This is a genomic window from Mycobacterium sp. 1274761.0 (genome assembly GCF_001668615.1).
In the GTDB taxonomy this organism is placed as follows: domain Bacteria; phylum Actinomycetota; class Actinomycetes; order Mycobacteriales; family Mycobacteriaceae; genus Mycobacterium.
In genome coordinates, this window is record NZ_LZMC01000088.1 from 17,999 (window position 1) to 36,305 (window position 18,307).

Consider the following 18,307-nt stretch of genomic DNA (forward strand, 5'->3'; position numbering starts at 1 on the left):
AGCCTGTTTGCTCACTGCGACATTCGCGGTGACGGTGGCGGCATGCCCTGCGGCGGGCGCGGTCAGCCCGCCCGCCGTCGATCCGCAGATCCCGCCACCTGCCGGCACCGCGGGTCCCGCACAACCGATGCAGCAGCGCAGCCCGTGCACAGCCACCGCCGTCCTGCCCGGCACCGATCCGGGCGCGGTCAACCCGAACCAGTTGGCACTCAACCTTTCCGACGCCTGGCAGCACTCACGCGGCGAGGGTCAGACTGTCGCCGTCATCGACACAGGGGTGCGCCCCGGACCACGGTTACCCAACGTCGAAGCCGGCGGGGACTTCGTCGAGTCGACTGACGGACTGGCCGATTGCGACGGGCATGGCACCCTGATTGCCGGCCTCATTGCCGGTCAGCCTGGCCAGGACGGATTCTCCGGGGTGGCACCTGCCGCACGGCTGATCTCCATCAGGCAGACATCAGCGAATTTCTCGCCCCGCACGCCGGGCGGCTACTCCGAAACCAGCAGGGCCGCAGCAGATATCGGCAACCTAGCGCGAGCTGTCGTGCGGGCCGCGGATCTCGGCGCCCGCGTCATCAACATCTCTGTGATCACTTGCGTGCCCGCGGACAAGAACTTCGACCAGAACGAGCTCGGTGCCGCGCTGCACTACGCGGCCGTTGACAAAGACGCGGTGATCGTGGCCGCGGCGGGCAACAACCAAGGCGGCCCTGCGACGGGTGCTGCGTGCGAGTCGAATCCGCCGGGCGGTGACTGGTCGGGGGTCACGTCGATCTCGATCCCCTCCTGGTGGCAGCCCTATGTGCTGTCGGTCGGATCGTTGACGCCGACAGGCCAGCCGTCACCGTTCACCATGGCGGGCCCGTGGCTGGGTATCGCAGCGCCCGGGGAAAACATCGCGTCGGTCAGCAATGCCGACGGAGGGGGCATCGCGAACGCGTTGCCCAACGATCGTCAGGAACTGTCACCGCTCAGCGGCTCGAGCTACGCGGCGGCGTATGTCTCCGGCGTTGCGACCCTGGTGCGCAGCCGTTTCCCCGATCTGACCGCCGCCCAGGTGGTCCGTCGGCTGACGCAGACCGCGCAGGGCGCAGCTCCCTCTCCGTCGGACCTGGTGGGCGCGGGCGGCGTCGACCCGGTGGCCGCATTGACCTGGCAGGTGCCACCACCCGATCCGCAGACGCCGAACAGCAGGCAGATCGCCGCACCGCAGCCACCGCAGGCGGGAAACCCGCTGCCACGCAACGTCGCGTTCGCAGGAACCGGAGCGCTCGCAGTGGCGGTGCTGGTCACCGCCACCGTCGCGCACCGAAGGAAGGACACATCCGCATGACGGCTCGAATCGCGTTGGCACTGTTGTTCATTGTTTCCGCTGGAATGGCGTATCCGTGGCCGTCGGTGCGCGACCGCTGGGTGCTGGGCATCGCCGTCGCCGCGGTGGTGATCCTGTTCGCGTGGTGGCGCGGGGCATTTCTGACCACGATCGTGGCGCGACGCGTCGGAGTGTGGCGGCGTAACCACGGGCGGCGCCGTCCGGCGCCTGATACCCGCACGACCGCGGTGCTGAGGGTGGAACCCGAATCGGATGACCAGGATCCGCCGCTGGATGTCCTTGCCTGCTACCTCAACCGCTACGGACTGCGCACCGACGCGGTGCGGGTGACCACCCGTGACAACGGCGGCCTGCGCACCACCTGGATCACGCTGACGCTGGACGCCACGGAAAATCTTGCTGCGCTGCGGGCCCGATCGGCCGACATCCCTCTGGAGGAGACCGCGGCGATCGCGATCCGTCGTCTCCGTGACCACCTGACTGAGTTCGGCTTCAGCACAACGGTTGTCGATCCGGGTGAGGTGCCGGCGCTGCCGAAGGGCAAGGAAACGTGGCGTGGCGTGCGCACCGACTCGGGGTATCTCGCCGCCTACCGTGTGGCGATTGATGACAGCCTGGGCGAGACGCTGTCGGCTGTCCGGTCGCAGGCATCGGGGGAGACGTGGACCACCCTCGAATTGTCGGGCGCCGCGGGCCGACCCTCGGTGGCGGCGGCCTGCGCGCTGCACTCGCCGAACCGGCCCGCCAATGCCCCCGTCCCCGGGCTGGCCGCGCAGCGGGGACGCCACGGGCTTGCGCTGGAGGCATTGCATCCGCTGTCGGTGCAGCGGTTGCCCGTCTAGCTGAAGATGTCTAGGTGAACATGAAGCCGCGCAGGAACCGCGTCATCCTGCGCAGGTAATCCGGCTGGCTGACATGCAGGATGTGGTTGCCGGGGAACCAGTGAAACGCGCAGCGATCCCAGTGCTCCCACAGCACCTCGGCCTGTTGCGGCGGCGCCAGCCGATCGCCGAGGCCGGCGATGATCAGTCGACGGTCCTTGGGAACCAGCGCCGGATAGTTCAGCGGCGAGTGAAACATCGCTGCGGCCGTGGTCAAGTCGTCGTCGGTCCTGCTGAGCTGATTGCCGAGAGCCAGCAGCATGCTCGCCGGCCACCACTCGTCAACCAGCTTCTCGGGCATGACGACGGGCACGTTCGGGATCACGGCCTGGATGCGGTCGTCGGCGCAGGCGATCAGGGCAGAGGTGTAACCACCCAACGACATTCCGGTCAGCGCGACCCGATCGACGCCGGTGTACTCGAGGTAGTCGACCAGCGACCGGAAGTCGTGTACGGCCTGGGCCATGGCTTCGGCGAACCCAGCGAAGCCGTTGGCAAAGATGCCGTAACCGCTGTAGGGAGAATACTTTTCGGCACGGCGACCGTGGAACGGCAGCGTGTAGAGCATGATGTCGTAGCCGGAGCGGTAGAACCACGGCAGCGAGAAGAACAGGCCGTTGAACAGGTAGGCCGACCCCATGAACCCGTGGATGACGCACAGGGTGGGACGGGGCCCGTCGTCGTGTCGCCAGTGCTGCGCGTGCACGACGTTGTTGCATTCATAGGAGCTGCACCGGTCGCGCATGGCGGGGTTGACCGCCTGAAAGCTGCTGTTGAACCGGATGTTGTGCACGTGGCCGTTGGCGATCCATTCGGCGACGGGATTGGCCGGACGCGACGAGATCCGCGGCGCCTCCGTCGGGGTGGGGAACGACAGCTCGGGGTCTTTGGCCGCGCCGAGTTCGGCGTAGAACCGAAGCGCGTCGCGCTGCTCCTTTGAATTGGCGCCGTTGAAAGCCGACCACAGCATCTGCGGCACCATCGCCGCGCCGACAACCGACGCCAGTGCTGTGCGCAGGCCGAGGTCGGCGATCGCCGACGAGTCGACGATCAGGCGTTGGCGCAGCGTGAGATCCACACGCCGCGGTAGTCCATGCGCGGTGGCGTCGGCGCCGGGTACATCGGGAACGGGTATGGGCGGGTCAACCGGCGCGACATCGGGCGGCTGGAAGGTGGACACGTCCCGATGGTACTTGCGGACGCGAGGAGCACAACGGACTGCGGACGCGAGGAGCACAACGGACTGCGCACGCGAGGAGCAACTAGGGTCCTGCGCACGCGAGGAGCAACTAGGGTCCTGCGCACGCGCGGAGCACAATGGAGCACAAGGGACTGCGCACGCGAGCTGCCAGACTGTGTCCTATGTGGAACCCCGACACCTACCTAACCTTCGCCGACCATCGCGGGCGCCCGTTTTTCGATCTGTTGTCGCGCGTCGGCGCCGAGCGCCCGCGACGGGTGGTCGATCTTGGTTGTGGCCCAGGAAATCTCACCGCCGCGCTGGCCGAACGCTGGCCTGCTGCGGTCATCGAGGCGTGGGACAGCTCGCCTGAGATGGTCGCTGCCGCACGGGAACGCGGCGTGGAGGCCAATATCGGGGACGTCCGCTCGTGGGCGCCGCTGCCTGACACCGACGTCGTGGTCAGCAACGCCACGCTGCAGTGGGTGCCGGAGCATGGAGAGCTGCTGGTGCGTTGGGCGGCGGCGTTGGCGGCGGGTTCGTGGATCGCGGTGCAGATGCCGGGCAACTTCCAGTCACCCTCGCACGAGTCGGTACGCGCGGTCGCTCGCCGCGAGCCATTCGCAAACCGCCTGCGCGACATGCCGTTCCGCGACGGCAAGGTGGTCGATTCCGCTGCGGAATATGCGGGCAGGCTGACCGACGCCGGATGCCGCGTGGACGCCTGGGAGACGACGTATATCCACGAGCTGACCGGTGACAATCCGGTGCTCGAATGGATCACCGGGACCGCCCTGCGGCCGGTGATCGACCGGCTGTCCAGCGAGGCGTGGCAGCAGTTCCGCCAGCAGCTGATCCCGCTGCTGGATGCGGCCTACCCGCGCCGGGGCGACGGCCGCACCTTCTTCCCGTTCCGGCGGGTGTTCATCGTCGCGCAGGTCAGCTAGCGCCGCTGGTTGAGTAGGTCGATCACCTTGGCGACCAATTCGTCGAGGTCTGCGCCGGTGGTGTCGAGCACAAGATCGGGATTCTCCGGTGGCTCATACGGTGCGTCGACGCCGGTGAGCCCCCTGAGTTCCCCGGCGCGCGCCCGCGCATACAGCCCCTTGGGGTCTCGTTTCTCGCATTCGGCCAACGACGTCGACACGTAGACCTCGATGAACGGCAGCTTCGCGGCGTCGCTGAGCGCGCGGGCGATCTCCCGGTCGGACTTCAGCGGCGACACCAGCGACGCCAGCGCCACCACGCCCGCGTCGGCGAACAACCGGGTGAGATGGCCTACGCGGCGGATGTTCTCGGCGCGGTCGCCAGCCGAGAATCCGAGGTCGTCGGACAGCCCGTGCCGGATGTTGTCGCCGTCGAGGAGGTAAGCGACATCACCGGACTCGACAAGCGCGCGTTCGACAGCGACCGCGATCGTCGACTTTCCCGAGGCGGGCAGACCGGTGAACCAAATAGTCGCGCCCCGTTGGCCCGTGGCCGCCCAGCGGTGTGAACGGTCCAATGCCGAGGGATGCCAACGGATGTCGTTGCGTGTCTGCAGGCCCGGTTTGACTTCGCGGGGCTCGACGATGGTGCCGGCGCCGACGGTGTCGTTGGTGGTCTCGTCGATGAGGATGAATGCGCCGCTGTCCCGGTTGTCGGTGTAGGCGTCGGAGACGACGACCGAGCTGGTACGCAGCGTGACCGAACCGATGTCGTTGAGCACCAACTCAACCGGGTTGTCTTGCTCGTCGAGCGTCTCTGGGTCCAAGCGGGAGTGCAGCGCCTGCACGGTGGCCCGCACGGTCCTGGTGCCCTGTTTGAGTGCGAGCCGGTCGCCGGCCCTCAGCGGATGGTCGGCGAACCAGCAGACCGTGGCCTCCAATTCCCTGGCCAGCACGGGCAGCACCGCGTCCTCGGCGCCGCTGACGAAGACGTCGCCGCGGCCGACATCGATGTCGTCGGCCAGCTCGATCGAAACCGACAGCGGTGCAACGGCTGTCGTGCGGTCGTCGTCGAGGGTGTCGACGACGGTGACGGTCGACCGGGTTCCTGCGGGCAGGCTCACGACGGTGTCTCCGACCTCAAGCGTGCCCGCCGACAGCCGTCCGGTGTAGCGCCTGCGCTGTTCGGCCGAGGGCCGCGAGACCCATTGCACCGGCAGCCGCAGCTTCTGCGGTTCCGGTTGCGGCGCCGTCAACTCGACCCCCTCGAGGTACTCGAGCAGCGTGGGGCCCTCGTAGAAGGGCGTGTTCTCGGATCGGTGTACGACGTTGTCGCCGAGCTTGGCGGCGATCGGGATCACGGTGACATCGAGGCCGCCGAGTCGGGCGGCCATCTGGCGCAGTTCTTGCTCGACCTCGAGATAGCGTTCCTTGCTGAAGTCCACCAGGTCAAACTTGTTCACCGTGGCGACAAAGTGCTTGATTCCTAGTAGCTTTGCGATCCTGGCGTGCCTGCGGGTCTGCCGCAGCACACCGGCGCGCGCGTCGACCAGCAGCACCGCCACGTGTGCGTTGGACGCGCCGGTGAACATGTTCCGCGTGTAACGCTCGTGCCCCGGTGTGTCGGCGAGGATGTAGCTGCGGGTCTCGGTGGAGAAGAAGCGGTACGCGACGTCGATCGTGATGCCCTGCTCGCGTTCGGCGCGCAGACCGTCGGAGAGCGCAGCCAGATCGGCGACGCCCTCCTCATCGGTGACGGCTTCCAGGTGATCGGTCGGCAGGCTGTCGGTGTCGTGCAACAACCGCCCGATGAGCGTGCTCTTACCGTCGTCGACCGAGCCCGCGGTGGTGATGCGCAGCAGCTGGCGTGTCATCAGAAATACCCTTCCCGCTTACGGTCTTCCATCGCGGCTGCCGACGTCCGGTCATCGGCACGGGTTTCGCCTCGCTCGGACACGGTGGCCGCAGAGATCTCCTCGATCACCCGCTCGATGTCGGTGGCGGTCGATCGCACCGCGCCGGTGATGGTCAGGTCACCGACCGTGCGGTAGCGCACCCATTCAACCGATGAGGTTTCGCCGTCGGTCGGTCCGGCGTACTCCGACACCGCGAGCAAGATGCCGTCGCGTTCGAACACCTCGCGCTCGTGGGCGAAGTAAATCGACGGCAGCTCAAGGTTTTCCAACTGGATGTAACGCCAGACGTCGAGCTCGGTCCAGTTGCTCAGCGGGAATACCCGCACCTGCTCGCCCTTCTTGATCCGGCCGTTGTAGAGCGACCACGGTTCCGGGCGCTGCGCCCGCGGGTCCCACTGGCCGAATTCGTCGCGGAAGCTCAGGATGCGCTCCTTGGCTCGCGCGCGCTCCTCGTCGCGGCGGGCGCCGCCGAACGCGGCGTCGAAGCCGGCCTCCTCCAGCGCGTCGAGCAGCGTACGGGTCTGTTGCCGGTTGCGCGACGCGCCCGGCCCAGGGTCGGGCACGCGGCCTTTGTCGATGGATTCCTGAACAGACGCGACGATGAGCTTGTGTCCCTCCCCGGTGACTCGGCGATCCCGGAACTCGATCACCTCGTCGAAGTTGTGTCCGGTATCGACGTGCATGACCGGAAACGGCAGAAGAGAGGGCCGAAAAGCCTTCTCCGCCAACCGCAGAAGTACAATCGAGTCCTTACCGGCGGAAAACAGCAATACGGGGCGCTCGAGCTCCGCTACCACCTCCCGGATGATGTGCACGGCCTCCGCCTCGAGCAACCGGAGCTCGTCGACGTGCAGGGTGTCGTAATTCGTGGCAGTCGTCGTCATGTCGGCAGCCCCTCCTTCTCGGCATCGGCCCGGTAGCGGTCGACCCAGTCGTCGGACCGTTGATCCGCCTGGCGTTCGAGGACCGGAGCCGGCGCCAGCCGCCGGTCCTGGCCCAGCGCCTCGAGGATGTCGCCCACGATCGAGGTCAGGTTGCGCCACAGTACGGGGTAGGAAATCTCCATCGGAGAGACGCCTTCCTCGTCGAACCAGGCCCGCCAGCCCTTCTCCTGCTCGCGCAGCATGGTGATGACGTGGGCGATCGCACCGGGGTGGTACTCGGCCCGGGAGTCCCGAATCGGGTCCGGGCGGCCGCGCCATACCCGTGTCTGCACCGCTCGCCAGAAGGAAACGGCTTGGGACACAACGTCGGGACGATAGACGTGGATGAGCAGAGGGTCGCTGCCGATGACATCGCGGATCGCGGAAAGCAGACCCCTGCCGGAGCGGTCCGGTAGGCCCTCGGCGCGCTGCAACAACAGGGGGGTCTGGTTCCACATCAGCTTGCCGCCCCAGATTCCGTTCGGTGTTCGGCCCACGGTGCGGATGTAGTCGCGCCAGATCTCGGGCGGTGCGAGGTCGGGCTTGCCCTCGTCGAGCGGGTCGAGCAGTCGAAGGATCGATTCGTCTTCCACCCCTTCGAACCATTGCCGCGGCTGGGGGGACTGGCTGGTGCTGGGAAGATACTGAAAGAACTCGCCCGGTTCGCCGGCAACGCCTGTCGCCCTGAGGGATTCGACGAGCAGTGTGCTGCCGCTGCGTTGCGACGCGAGTACCAAATATGCGGATGCCGCCATTACCTACCTAACTGATCTGACTGTGGTCGTCTTCGATGCCGCGGTCGGCGGCGATGGCGGACCGGCTGGTGATCCGTGGACCGTGGATGCGCAGATAGGTCTCGGTGTAGCGCTCCGAAATACGGGTGCCCGCGAAATCGGACGGGATGACGTCGTTGGTCTTCTGCCGCCAGTCATTTAACAACAGCGCCAGATCGTTGGCGATCGCCTCCGCCTTGTCGGTCGCTTCCGGCCCGAGCAGGTTGTGCGATTCGCCCGGGTCTTCGAGCAGGTCGTACAGCTCGCGCTCGGGGCGTCGGCCGGCTGTCAGCGGCGCGACGGCCAGGCCAGGAGCGGTGTCGGCGATATCCCAGGGGAGGTCGAGAAGTGGCCGCGGTGCGTAGTTCTCGATGTAGCTGTATTCCTTTGTGCGAATGGCTCTTATCGGATCAAAGGAGTCGTGGTAGGTCTTGGTCGTGTAGACCTCGGCGCGAACCGGCGGCTCGTCCTCGGCGGGGGCGAGCAGGTGTGCGGCATGTGAGATTCCCTCGACGTCGGAGGGCACGTCGACCCCGAGCAGCTCCAGCACTGTCGGCAGCAGATCCACGCCGCTGAACAGCTCGTCGTACACCTGCGGCGAGTGCCGCTCGCGCGGCGGTCGGACGATCAGCGCGATGCCGGTGCCGGCGTCATACAGCGTCGACTTGGCGCGCGGCAGCGCCGGGCCGTGGTCGGTCATGAACACCACCCAGGTCGAGCGGTCCAACCCGGTCGCCGACAACTCGTCGAGCAGCTCGCCGACGGCTGCGTCGGCGACGGTGATCGCACCGTAGAAGTCGGCGAGGTCCTGGCGGACGGCATCGGTGTCGGGCAGATAGTCCGGCACCTCGACGGCGGTTCGGTCGGCGGGTTCGTAGCGGTCGGGCGGATACGGCCGGTGGGTTTCGAAGAAGCCCGTCGTCAGCAGGAACGGCTGCCGCGGCGCGTGGCGCAGCCATTCGGTCGCGCGTTCGACGACGTACTCGCAGTAGGAGTTCGAGACGTCGTACTCGTCGAAGCCCAGGCGGCTCGGGTACGACGTCTCGTGCTGCATGCCGAACAGGGCGGAATACCAACCCGCGTCCGACAGGATCTCGGGCAGCGTCCGGACATCGGCGCGGTACTCCCAGCCGTGGTGGGCCAGCCCGACGAGTCCGTTGCTGTGCGGATAGCGGCCGGTGAACAAGGATCCGCGCGACGGCGAGCACAACGGCGCGGTGGCATGCGCGCGGTTGAACAGCACGCCCTCGGCGGCGAGCTGGTCGAGCCGCGGGCTGGACACATCGGGGTGGCCGTAGACACCGAGATAACGGCCGAGGTCGTGCCAGTGCACGATCAGCACGTTGTCTTTCGGTCGGTCGGTCACTGCAGGTCCTTTCTGGTCGCCGGTACACCAAACCGATCGGTGGCCGTTCGCGCAACCGTTTCGCTCACTCGGAGTTATCCACAGTTGCGGATTCATACACAGGTTTCCTCTGGAGCGGGTGTTGAGGCTGGTCATAGTCGGTGACCGTCGATAACTTCGAAAACATGTTCGCTGTGCTTGTGGCGACCGCTTCCACCGCTGTCGGTGGTGCAGCGGTTGGTGGGTGGGCGCGGGTGGAGAACGCGGCGTGCGCGCGGCGGTTGTCGGCGATGGCCGACATGCTGGAGGCGCGCTGGGCTGAAGATGGCTCGACGGATCGCGAGCAGTGGTGTTTCGACAACTGGAACGCCGTCGCCGCCGAGGTCGCGGCATCCTATGAAGTGTCGCTGGGTGTCGCCTCTCACCAACTGTTGGTTGCGCTGGCGTTGCGCGAGCGGCTGCCGCGGCTGGCGGAGGCATTCGCCACCGGGCGGGTCACTTTTCGGATGGTCTCCACGATCGTCAACCGCACCGCCCTGGTCACCGATCCGCAGATACAGGCCAAGATCGACGTCGACGTCGCGGCTGCCGTCGCGGGGTGGGGTGCGCTGCCGCAAGCCAAGGTGGAGACGGCCATCGATGACTGGGTGGAGCGCTATGACCCGTTGGCGGTGCGGCGAATGGAGTCCCACGCCCGCGGGCGACATGTCGACAAGCACAGCGACGGCGGTGGCACCTCCACCATCGAGGCGGTCCTGTTGGCGCATGACGCAGAGGCCGTCGATGCACGACTTGACGCCATGGCGCGCAAGGTGTGCGAGGCCGACCCGCGCACGCTGGATCAACTCCGCGCCGACGCGCTGGGCGCGTTAGGGCATGGCTTCGATCATCTGGCCTGCTTGTGCGGATCAGACGACTGCTCGGCAGCCGGTGTGCAACCCAACGCCGTGGTCATCCATGTGATCGCCGAGCAGAAATCCCTCACCGACGACACCCCGGTCGTTCTGGACGGGGAAAACCCCGACAAGCACAGCCAACCAGTACCGCCGCCGACCGGGCCGGCGCGCACACCGGCTGCGGTGATGATCGCAGGCGCAGTCCTGCCTGCTCCCTTGCTGGCGGCCAGGATCGCCGCCGGCGCCACCATCCGCGCGCTCGTGCACCCCGGCAGTGCGCCGCCCGAACCGAGGTACCGCCCCTCGGCCACACTCAGTCGGTTCATCCGGTGTCGCGATATGACCTGCCGGTTTCCCGGGTGCACCAAGCCCGCGCACCTCTGCGACTTGGATCATACGATCGCCTATCCGGTGGGCCCCACCTGCGCGTCGAACGTGAAATGCCTCTGTCGAGAACATCATTTGTTGAAAACGTTCTGGTCGGGACCTCAGGGTTGGCGCGATGAACAACTACCCGACGGCACCGTCATCTGGACCGACCCGCACCGCCAGACACACCTGACACGACCGGGCAGTTACGGGCTGTTCCCACAACTGTGCGAACCGACCGCGCCCGCGCACGCCGCGAAGCTCGACCAGGCACCACCAGGCCGCGGCCTGGCCATGCCACGGCGCCGCCGCACCCGCGCCCAACACCGCGCAGCACGCATCGACGCCGAACGGCGCCGCAACGAGCCATACGCCACCGAACGACTCGCCCAACGCAACAAACCCCCGCCCTTCTGAGCCGGGCCCCTGTCAGCCGCCACTGGCGGGGACGCCGACTGCGCGAAGCACGTAGTCGGGCGGGACCTCGAAGGCCAGCGACCGGTGCGGCAGTTGCGCAAGCACGTCGTCGGGGATCGCCGTCTTGTAGTTCAGCGACAGGTGGCCTTTGAACCTCGGGTCGACGTCACCGATCTCGACCTCGATGTGCAGGCCGGTGTCTGCGAGGTCGGCCCTTACCGGTCCGCCCTGCGGTGCATCCCATCGCCGGTCGATCGTGCGACCCGCGAGTTTGGGCACCGACGACAATGTGGCCAGCACGCGCTGCGGGGTGAGCACGAGCGAGCCGACGTAGCTCGCGATGTCGGCATGAGCTTTCTTGCCGGGCACTGCCCCGCTGAACCGCCGCGTGACCGGCACATACTCGGACAACAAGAGGACGCCTTCGGCTTCCACTTGCGTGCGCAGCGCGGTCGGCAACCCACCGATGCGCAGCAGCTTGCGCAGATATACGGCCATAGGTGCACGGTAACCGCAGCGTGGTACTCGTAGGGAGTGACACAGCGGAAACCGTGGCTGCTCGGCCTTGCCGCATTCGCGCTGGCGCTGTATGCGCTGATGTGGGTCGGCTTCGCAGCGCACTGGCACTGGATCGCGGCCACGGACCAGTTCGCGCTCGATCCGCTGTATACCTACGGGCGCTCGCGGCCGGGGTGGATCGGCGCCTGGGATGTGTTCTGCACGGTGCTGGGGCCGACGGCTTTTCGGCTGATCGCGCTTGTCGTCATCGTCGTCGCGCTGGTGCACCGCAACCTGCGCGCGGCGCTGTTTTTGGTCATCAGCGTCGAACTCAGCGGCATCATCACCGAAGCCGCCAAGGCCGCGGTTCACCGCCCGCGACCCGATGGCGCGTTCGTGGCGGCGTGGGGGTCGTCGTTTCCGTCCGGGCACGCCCTCGGTGTGATGGTCGGCGTGCTGGCGTTGTCGACGCTGTGGTGGCCCCTCGCGCGGCGGCCGCTGCGGTTCTGGATCGTCTTCATCGGCGCGGTGGTGGTGATCGCTATCGGGGTAGGACGAGTGGTGCTCAACGTGCACCATCCCTCAGATGTGTTGGCAGGCTGGGCGCTTGGCTATGTGTGGTTCGTGGTCTGCGTCCTGCTTGTCCCGCCCGCGGTGGCGGTCACGGCAGCGGACGAAACACCGGCAACGCCCGGTACTGCACGCTGAAAGTTGCTTCGGCGCACCGCGTTCCGACTTCACCGTCCATCGCGAGCACCGTGGGCCCATCGACCGCCTGGAATGCGAACTGCGGCACCCGCATCTCGTGATACAGCGGGCTGCGCGTCAGCCGGCCCAGCGCCAGCGAGCTGACGATCCGCAGCGTGGCGAATTTGCGCCCCGTTTCCAGAATGCGAACATCGAGCAGACCGTCGTCCATCCTGGTTCGCCGCGACGGCGCGAAACCCGATGGCAGATACGTCGAATTGCCAAGGAAGAACAGCGATGTCTGCAGCGTCTTATTGTCATACGAGATCCGCACCGGCTCGTCACGCCGCAGTGTGTAAAACATCGCATACAGCCCCGCAAGCGGCTTTCCGATTTTGTGCTCGAGCTTTTCGCGCGTTCGCACGAACTTCGGGTAGGCGCCGATGCTGGCCGTATTGATGACGATCTTCTTCTCGTTGAGGCACACCAGGTCGACGCATGCCACGCTGCCGCGCTGAATCGCGGCGACCGTCTTGGCGATCGTGTCACATCCGATGTCCTTGGCGAAATGGTTGAACGTGCCGCCGGGGAACACCGCCAGCGGTACCCCGCGGTGGACCGCGATGCCTGCCGCGCACGACACCGTGCCGTCACCACCGCCAACGGCGAGCACCTCGGCCCGTTCGGCAGCGTCGTGCAATGCCGCTGCGACGTCGTCGCCCTGATCGATCTCCACAATCTCCGCGCGCGGAAGCGCTTCACGCACCTCGTCGATGACGCGTGCGCCGGTGCCGCTGCCCGATGCGGGGTTTATCACCAGCACCACGCCCTCACCCTCGGGCCGAGGGGGAGTGTCCACCCGAAGCGGGTCGGCGGTGGGAATCTTCGTCGGCACGACCGGCGGGACGATCCGCCCGCCGAGCACGGCGATGCCCGCGCCGATTCCGAAGCCCGCGAACACGTCGCCGGGATAGTGGGCACCCACCACCACCCGCGACAACCCGACCAGGCCTGCCAGCAGTGCCAACCCCAGCCCCACCGGCGGGTTTTCCAAGCCGACCCCAACCGCGAAGGCGGCGGCACTGGCGGAATGTCCCGACGGAAGCGAGTTCGACGTCGGGAACCGTCGGCTCTGCCTGACCAGCGGAACCAGCGTGCGGTTGGGCCGTGGACGCTTCCACACCCGCTTGGCGAACTGGTTGGTGACCAGGCTGGTCACGCCCAGGCTCACAACGCCGCGAAGAGCCCCGCGCGTGGTCGGCTTGTGACGGGTCGCGATCAGTGCCGCCGCGATGGCGAACCACAGCTTCGAGTGGTCGGCGGCCCAGGTCAGGCGGGGCATCGTCGCGTCGAGCAGCGGGCTCGGCGACTCCGCGACGGCCTCGAAGACTTCCCGGTCCAGGGTGCCAAGTCCCTGGCCGATCTCGGCCAGGCCGCGCAAACCCTGTGGCTTTCGACGCAACAGCATTACGCCAACGTACCCAGCCAGCCGACGGCCCAATCGAGTCGTCATGTGCAACCATGGGCGCGTGCGTCGATGGCTGCTACCGCTGATAGCAACCCTGCCGTTGGCGCTGGCGTCGGTCGCGCACGCCGACTACACGCCGTGGTTCGCGCCCAAGGTCGGCAACGCCGCCCAGGTCATTTCCGTTGTGGGCGACGGGGGTTCGTTGGCCAAGATCGATGTCTTCCAGCGCACCGCCACCGGCTGGCAGGCGATCAGGACCGGCATCCCCGCGTTCGTCGGATCCAACGGCATGGCGCCGGAAACCCATGATGGCCAAGCGAAAACGCCGATGGGGATATTCACCCTCGACTTCGCTTTCGGCACCGCACCCAACCCGGGCGGCGGACTGCAGTACGTGCAGGTCGGCCCCGACCACTGGTGGGACGGCGATATGAAGAGCCCGACCTACAACACCATGCAGATCTGCAAGAAGTCGCAGTGCCCGTTCGACACCAACCCCGCCAGCGGCACCGAGAACCTCGACATTCCGCAGTACGTGCACGCTGTGGTGATGGGCGTGAACAAGCAACGTGTGCCGGGTAACGGCGGCGCGTTCTTTCTGCACGCCACCGATGGCAGCCCGACGGCCGGGTGCGTGGCACTCGACGACGGCACGCTGGTCGAGATCATGCGCTGGCTACAGCCCGGCGCGCTGATTGCTGTCACCCAGCAGTAATCAAATATTCAGTGCCGCACCGGGTTTCACCTTGAAATTGGTGATCGACTCGGTGGACATGTTCACCTCGTAGGTGCGTTGGTACCCGGTCGCCGAGATCCGCCAGCCGTCAGCGGTGCGCCGGTAGCGGTCGTGGTAGAACGCCGCACCGAAGAGCATGAAGTTGAAATCGGGGACGATCACGCGGTCCTGCAGATACCAGATACCGGTGGCTTCGTCACCGTCGACGTCGATCTCGGGTTGCGTCACCCGGTGTTCGGTGAGGACGTTCGCGGGCATCGAGGTGCGCATGAAGTCGACCAGCGTGTCGCGGTCGGTGAACCGGTGCTCCTGGCCCAGTGAGCTGCCGTAGTCACCCTCGATGTCCTCGGTGAGGGTGTCTGCGAACTCGTCCCAGTGCTTGGTGTCCAGCGCCCGCAGGTATCGGTACTTCACCCGCTTTATCTCGTCGATATCGCTCATGGGCGGGATACTACTGAGCGGCAGTGAGATCCCGGGTCGCAGGACCTTCGAGCAGTGTGCCGTCCGGTGCGAACCTCGAGCCGTGCAACGGGCACTCCCATGCCTCGTCGGCGTCGTTCCAGTTCACGATGCCGCCCAGATGCGGGCAGACGGGCGAGACGCGGTGCTCGACACCGTTGACCACACAGCGGCCCTCGAGTTGCCAGGGTGGGCCACTGACGACGCCGCCGTCGTCGGGTGTGCGGTTACCGATCCGGGTCACCGGGGTGATCCAGCCCCGTGCCAGATACATCGCCACTTGAAGGTTGGCCTGCATGGCTTTCGGGATGCCGGACAGCTCATGAGGGCTCCAGCTGGCGAACGCCTCCGCCCAATCCATCCGGCCACCGAGGATCCGGCTGGACAACGCCAGCGCCGCGGCCGAACCGTTAGTCATGCCCCACTTGTCGAAACCCGTTGCCACAAAGATCTTGTCGTGGCCCGGAAGGATCGGCCCGACGTAGGGCAGCTCGTCAGCGGGTGAATAGTCTTGTGCAGACCAGTAATGCGTCTGCATGGCACCGGGATAGTGCTTTTTGGCCCACGCATCGAGTTCTTGCACCGACGACGCCGGGTGCTTCTCATGACCCACCGGGTGCCCTGCGCCGCCGACGATCAGCCGCTGACCGTCCGCGGTCGGTGCATAGCGGACCGACCGCGTCGGGGAATCCGTGGAGATGTACATGCCGCTGGTGATGTCACCCGGCACGCGATAGGCCATGCAGTAGGAGCGCTGCGGCTTGAGCCGCGCGAAGAACCCACCGCGATCCAGGATCGGGACACCGGTAGCCAGCACGCACTGCTTGGCCCGCACGTCGAACTCGTCGCCCTCGCTGGTGCGCACATGCAACGCCAAACCGTCGCCCTCACCCGAAACCTTCTGCACGCGAACGCCTTCCACGAGGCGCCCGCCGTGCTCATCGAGTTCGACGATGAGGCTGTCCACCAGCGGCATCGGGTCGAACTGGGCCTGATCAGGCAGGCGAACACCACCGTGGAAAGGGAACGGGACATTGGCCTCTTCGACCCACTCCACAGGCAACTCCGCGGCTTTGCCCGCCTCGAGTTCGGCGCGCGCCGCCGGAACACCCTTCTCGGACTGCGCGTAGGTAAACGCGTCTTCGCGCTGCACCGAAATGCCGTGCGCCTCACAGTGGTGAATCAGCCACTCCTGGCCCTCGCGATTGCCGTCGACGTACTGCCGGGCGCGTTTGGGGCCGTGCTTGGCGACTATCTTCGACAGTTTGGTGCCCTGCAGCAGGCTGATTTTCGCGGTGGTGTTGCCGGTGGCCCCGGCTCCCGCCGAGAATGCCTCGAGCACCAGGACGTTCTTGCCGGCCCTGGCCAAGAGCACAGCGGTGGTGAGCCCCGTGATGCCCGCGCCGACCACCACGACGTCGGCCTGCCGGTCCGCCTCAAGCAGCGGGCTCGGGGGCGACGGTGTATTTGCTCTATCGTCCAGCCACAACGAAGTCATGGTCATGCCAGTACCCTGCGCACCGATGACGAAAACCGCGCGGTCAAAACCACGCTGGCCGAACGCTGTTCAAACCAGCTGCACGCGGAGTGTCGTCAGCGGTAACCGCTGAAAACACGACTAGGGTGTGGGCCGTTATGAGCGACCCCTTGGGGTTGTCGGTAGGGACAACAAACCTGGTCGCGGCGCGTGTCGGCAATCTACCAGTGACGCGCCGCTCGGTGCTGACCCTTGGACCGTCCGGCGAGACCGTCAGCGGGTTCGTCGAGCGGGTCGGGGACCGGGTTCCGCTGGTCACCCCCGACGGCACGAGCTACCGCGCCGAACAGCTTCTCGTCCAAGCGCTCGACGCGATGGTGCAGGTGGCCGGTGGGCCGTCGCCCGACCTCACGATCGCTGTCCCCGCCCATTGGAACCCGACGACCACGTGGGCGTTCCGCAGCGCGCTGACCAACAGCGCGACGCTGGCGCCGGCCGGCGTGCCGGTGCGGGTGGTGTCCGACGCCGTCACCGCATTGACAGCGCTGCAAGCCAGTCCCGGCCTAGCCCCCGATGGAGTGGTCGCGCTGATCGACTTGGGCGGCACCGGCACGAGCATCACGCTCGCCGACGCGGCTGCCGGTTTCCAACCGGTTGGCGAGACGGTCCGGCACGCCGACTTTTCGGGGGACCTCATCGATCAGACGTTGCTCACGCACATCCTCGATAACCTGACCGACGGCGCCGATACCGCGGGCACCACCGCCGTGGAATCGCTCGCCCGGCTGCGGGAGGAGTGCAGACAGGCCAAGGAGCAGCTGTCCGCCGACACCGCGACGCATTTGGTATTGGACCTGCCGGGACATCGCGCAGACATCCGCGTCACGCGGGACGAACTGTCCGATCTGATCCGGCGGCCGCTCGACGGTGTGGTCACGGCGTTGGACGACTTGGTGGAGCGCAACGGTCTGGCACCGACCGCGCTGTCCGCCGTGGCAGCTGTCGGCGGTGGTGCCGCCATTCCTCTCGTCGCACAGCGACTTTCGGAACACACCGGGCTCCCGGTGATCACCACACCGCAGCCTGCGCTCAACGCCGCTGTCGGGGCGGCGCTCGTCGCGGCGTTCGGGACCGATGCCGAAGCGCCGACCGGAGCCAACGCGGCGACGGCGATTGACGCCGGGGCGCCGACCGGCGCGGCCCCCGCCGCCACCGACGTGACCGCCGCCGAACCGGTCTACGACCCTGCGGTCGCCGACGCCGCTGACTCGGCGACGTTCCGAGCGCTGGCCTGGTCGCAGGACGAGGGCGGCGACGAGCCAGTCCCGTACACCGGTGAGAACCCGTATGTACTCGCGAATTCCGGCGCGCGACCGGTGATCGAGTACGTGCCGACGACCGGACGTATCTACCAGAAGCCGCGGCGGCCGTGGCACCGCGTGGCCGGGCTGGTCATCGGCGTCGCCGCCGTCATCGGCATCATCACCGTCGGCGGGGTGACCTACGCGTTGACCAGCGCCACCGACAGCACGAAGGCCACCGAGGCGTCGAAGGCCGAGCCGCCCAAGCCGCCCGAGCCCCAGCCGCAGGAACCGCGGAAGCAGGAGAACTCCCAGCCGGTGCCACCGAGCCCGCCGACGGCCCCCGCCAGCGAGGCGGTCAGCGAAGCGCCGCCACCACCCCCGCCACCTGAGACGCCCTCGTGGACGCCGACCACGGTGCCGACCACCACCAAGACGACGACCACCACGCCGACGACAACCACGACGACGTCACCGACCACCACCACGACCACGACGACGACCACCACCACGACGACGACCACGACAACCACCACGCCGTCGATGACGACGAGCTATGTCAGGGTCCCGTTCGTGCCGGTGCCGGTGCCGATCCAGGTGCCCAACACCGGACCTCCGCCGCCACCGGCCTATCAGCCGCCGGTGTATCCGCAATCTCCCTGGGGTTAATTTCTGCGACGTCGGGTAACCCTGCTAATCGTCTTTTACTACCGATTACG

Annotated in this window: 16 protein-coding genes; 7 read left to right on the forward strand and 9 right to left on the reverse strand. The window is 67.0% G+C overall.

Annotated elements, in window-relative coordinates; all coding sequences use genetic code 11:
- Positions 1-7: 7 nt before the first annotated feature.
- Positions 8-1,336 (forward strand): type VII secretion-associated serine protease mycosin, encoded by a 1,329-nt coding sequence (mycP, locus tag A5651_RS18360; protein ID WP_369803972.1) that lies wholly within the window; start codon positions 8-10, stop codon positions 1,334-1,336.
- On the forward strand, positions 1,333-2,178 hold the full coding sequence (gene eccE / locus A5651_RS18365) for a type VII secretion protein EccE (RefSeq protein WP_066984010.1): 846 nt from the start codon (positions 1,333-1,335) through the stop codon (positions 2,176-2,178). Before mycP ends, eccE begins: the two co-directional genes overlap by 4 nt.
- A 10-nt stretch (positions 2,179-2,188) precedes the next feature.
- On the opposite strand, the gene A5651_RS18370 is transcribed toward eccE, so the two are convergent.
- Complete coding sequence (locus A5651_RS18370) at positions 2,189-3,397, reverse strand: S9 family peptidase (protein WP_066984013.1); 1,209 nt, start codon at positions 3,395-3,397, stop codon at positions 2,189-2,191.
- A gap of 182 nt (positions 3,398-3,579) precedes the next feature.
- Between A5651_RS18370 and A5651_RS18375 the strand changes: the two genes are divergently transcribed.
- Entirely contained in the window at positions 3,580-4,344 is a 765-nt protein-coding gene (locus tag A5651_RS18375) for a trans-aconitate 2-methyltransferase (protein ID WP_066984016.1), read from the forward strand.
- On the opposite strand, the gene cysC is transcribed toward A5651_RS18375, so the two are convergent.
- Genes cysC through A5651_RS18395 form a run of 4 tightly spaced genes read right to left on the reverse strand, consistent with a single transcriptional unit; the run spans position 4,341 to position 9,301 of the window.
- Positions 4,341-6,197 carry an adenylyl-sulfate kinase gene (gene cysC / locus A5651_RS18380; RefSeq protein ID WP_066984019.1) on the reverse strand — a complete coding sequence of 619 codons (1,857 nt, stop codon included), beginning with the start codon at positions 6,195-6,197 and terminating at the stop codon, positions 4,341-4,343. The genes A5651_RS18375 and cysC overlap by 4 nt on opposite strands.
- The gene (gene cysD / locus A5651_RS18385; protein WP_066984021.1) at positions 6,197-7,123 is read right to left on the reverse strand and encodes a sulfate adenylyltransferase subunit CysD; all 927 of its coding nucleotides are present in this window, start codon (positions 7,121-7,123) and stop codon (positions 6,197-6,199) included. The genes cysC and cysD overlap by 1 nt, the downstream gene beginning before the upstream one ends.
- Positions 7,120-7,917, reverse strand: coding sequence for a Stf0 family sulfotransferase (locus A5651_RS18390; protein WP_066984024.1), 798 nt, complete (start codon positions 7,915-7,917; stop codon positions 7,120-7,122). Before A5651_RS18390 ends, cysD begins: the two co-directional genes overlap by 4 nt.
- 7 nt (positions 7,918-7,924) lie before the next feature.
- On the reverse strand, positions 7,925-9,301 hold the full coding sequence (locus tag A5651_RS18395; RefSeq protein ID WP_066984026.1) for a sulfatase: 1,377 nt from the start codon (positions 9,299-9,301) through the stop codon (positions 7,925-7,927).
- 164 nt (positions 9,302-9,465) lie between these two features.
- On the opposite strand from A5651_RS18395, the gene A5651_RS18400 reads away from it, so the two are divergent.
- Positions 9,466-10,962 (forward strand): HNH endonuclease signature motif containing protein, encoded by a 1,497-nt coding sequence (locus tag A5651_RS18400; RefSeq protein ID WP_066984174.1) that lies wholly within the window; start codon positions 9,466-9,468, stop codon positions 10,960-10,962.
- 12 nt (positions 10,963-10,974) lie between these two features.
- On the opposite strand, the gene A5651_RS18405 is transcribed toward A5651_RS18400, so the two are convergent.
- A complete protein-coding gene (locus tag A5651_RS18405; protein WP_066984029.1) occupies positions 10,975-11,460 on the reverse strand; it encodes a hypothetical protein in 486 nt (161 codons plus the stop codon).
- Positions 11,461-11,496: 36 nt separating this feature from the next.
- On the opposite strand from A5651_RS18405, the gene A5651_RS18410 reads away from it, so the two are divergent.
- A complete protein-coding gene (locus tag A5651_RS18410; RefSeq protein ID WP_066984032.1) occupies positions 11,497-12,168 on the forward strand; it encodes a phosphatase PAP2 family protein in 672 nt (223 codons plus the stop codon).
- Here the strand turns inward: A5651_RS18410 and A5651_RS18415 are convergent.
- Positions 12,122-13,615, reverse strand: a complete 1,494-nt coding sequence (locus A5651_RS18415; protein WP_066984035.1) for a bifunctional phosphatase PAP2/diacylglycerol kinase family protein — start codon at positions 13,613-13,615, stop codon at positions 12,122-12,124. The genes A5651_RS18410 and A5651_RS18415 overlap by 47 nt on opposite strands.
- Positions 13,616-13,676: 61 nt before the next feature.
- Here A5651_RS18415 and A5651_RS18420 point away from each other — a divergent pair, with 61 nt between their 5' ends.
- Positions 13,677-14,330 carry a L,D-transpeptidase gene (locus A5651_RS18420; RefSeq protein ID WP_231988735.1) on the forward strand — a complete coding sequence of 218 codons (654 nt, stop codon included), beginning with the start codon at positions 13,677-13,679 and terminating at the stop codon, positions 14,328-14,330.
- Here A5651_RS18420 and A5651_RS18425 read toward each other — a convergent pair whose 3' ends face one another.
- Together A5651_RS18425 and A5651_RS18430 are read right to left on the reverse strand one after the other, a co-directional pair.
- Positions 14,331-14,792, reverse strand: coding sequence for a nuclear transport factor 2 family protein (locus tag A5651_RS18425; RefSeq protein WP_066984041.1), 462 nt, complete (start codon positions 14,790-14,792; stop codon positions 14,331-14,333).
- A 10-nt stretch (positions 14,793-14,802) separates the two neighbouring features.
- A complete protein-coding gene (locus A5651_RS18430) occupies positions 14,803-16,308 on the reverse strand; it encodes an FAD-dependent oxidoreductase (RefSeq protein ID WP_066984176.1) in 1,506 nt (501 codons plus the stop codon).
- Between the two features lie 137 nt (positions 16,309-16,445).
- On the opposite strand from A5651_RS18430, the gene A5651_RS18435 reads away from it, so the two are divergent.
- Positions 16,446-18,257 (forward strand): Hsp70 family protein, encoded by a 1,812-nt coding sequence (locus A5651_RS18435; RefSeq protein ID WP_066984044.1) that lies wholly within the window; start codon positions 16,446-16,448, stop codon positions 18,255-18,257.
- The last annotated feature ends 50 nt before the right edge of the window (positions 18,258-18,307 follow it).

Coding starts and splice junctions, on each gene's coding strand:
- A5651_RS18400 (WP_066984174.1), top strand. CDS start 9,466: ATGTTCGCTGTGCTTGTGGCGACCGCTTCCACCGCTGTCGGTGGTGCA.
- A5651_RS18425 (WP_066984041.1), bottom strand. CDS start 14,792: ATGAGCGATATCGACGAGATAAAGCGGGTGAAGTACCGATACCTGCGG.
- A5651_RS18375 (WP_066984016.1), top strand. CDS start 3,580: ATGTGGAACCCCGACACCTACCTAACCTTCGCCGACCATCGCGGGCGC.
- A5651_RS18430 (WP_066984176.1), bottom strand. CDS start 16,308: ATGACTTCGTTGTGGCTGGACGATAGAGCAAATACACCGTCGCCCCCG.
- A5651_RS18435 (WP_066984044.1), top strand. CDS start 16,446: ATGAGCGACCCCTTGGGGTTGTCGGTAGGGACAACAAACCTGGTCGCG.
- cysC (WP_066984019.1), bottom strand. CDS start 6,197: ATGACACGCCAGCTGCTGCGCATCACCACCGCGGGCTCGGTCGACGAC.
- cysD (WP_066984021.1), bottom strand. CDS start 7,123: ATGACGACGACTGCCACGAATTACGACACCCTGCACGTCGACGAGCTC.
- eccE (WP_066984010.1), top strand. CDS start 1,333: ATGACGGCTCGAATCGCGTTGGCACTGTTGTTCATTGTTTCCGCTGGA.
- A5651_RS18405 (WP_066984029.1), bottom strand. CDS start 11,460: ATGGCCGTATATCTGCGCAAGCTGCTGCGCATCGGTGGGTTGCCGACC.
- A5651_RS18390 (WP_066984024.1), bottom strand. CDS start 7,917: ATGGCGGCATCCGCATATTTGGTACTCGCGTCGCAACGCAGCGGCAGC.
- A5651_RS18415 (WP_066984035.1), bottom strand. CDS start 13,615: ATGCTGTTGCGTCGAAAGCCACAGGGTTTGCGCGGCCTGGCCGAGATC.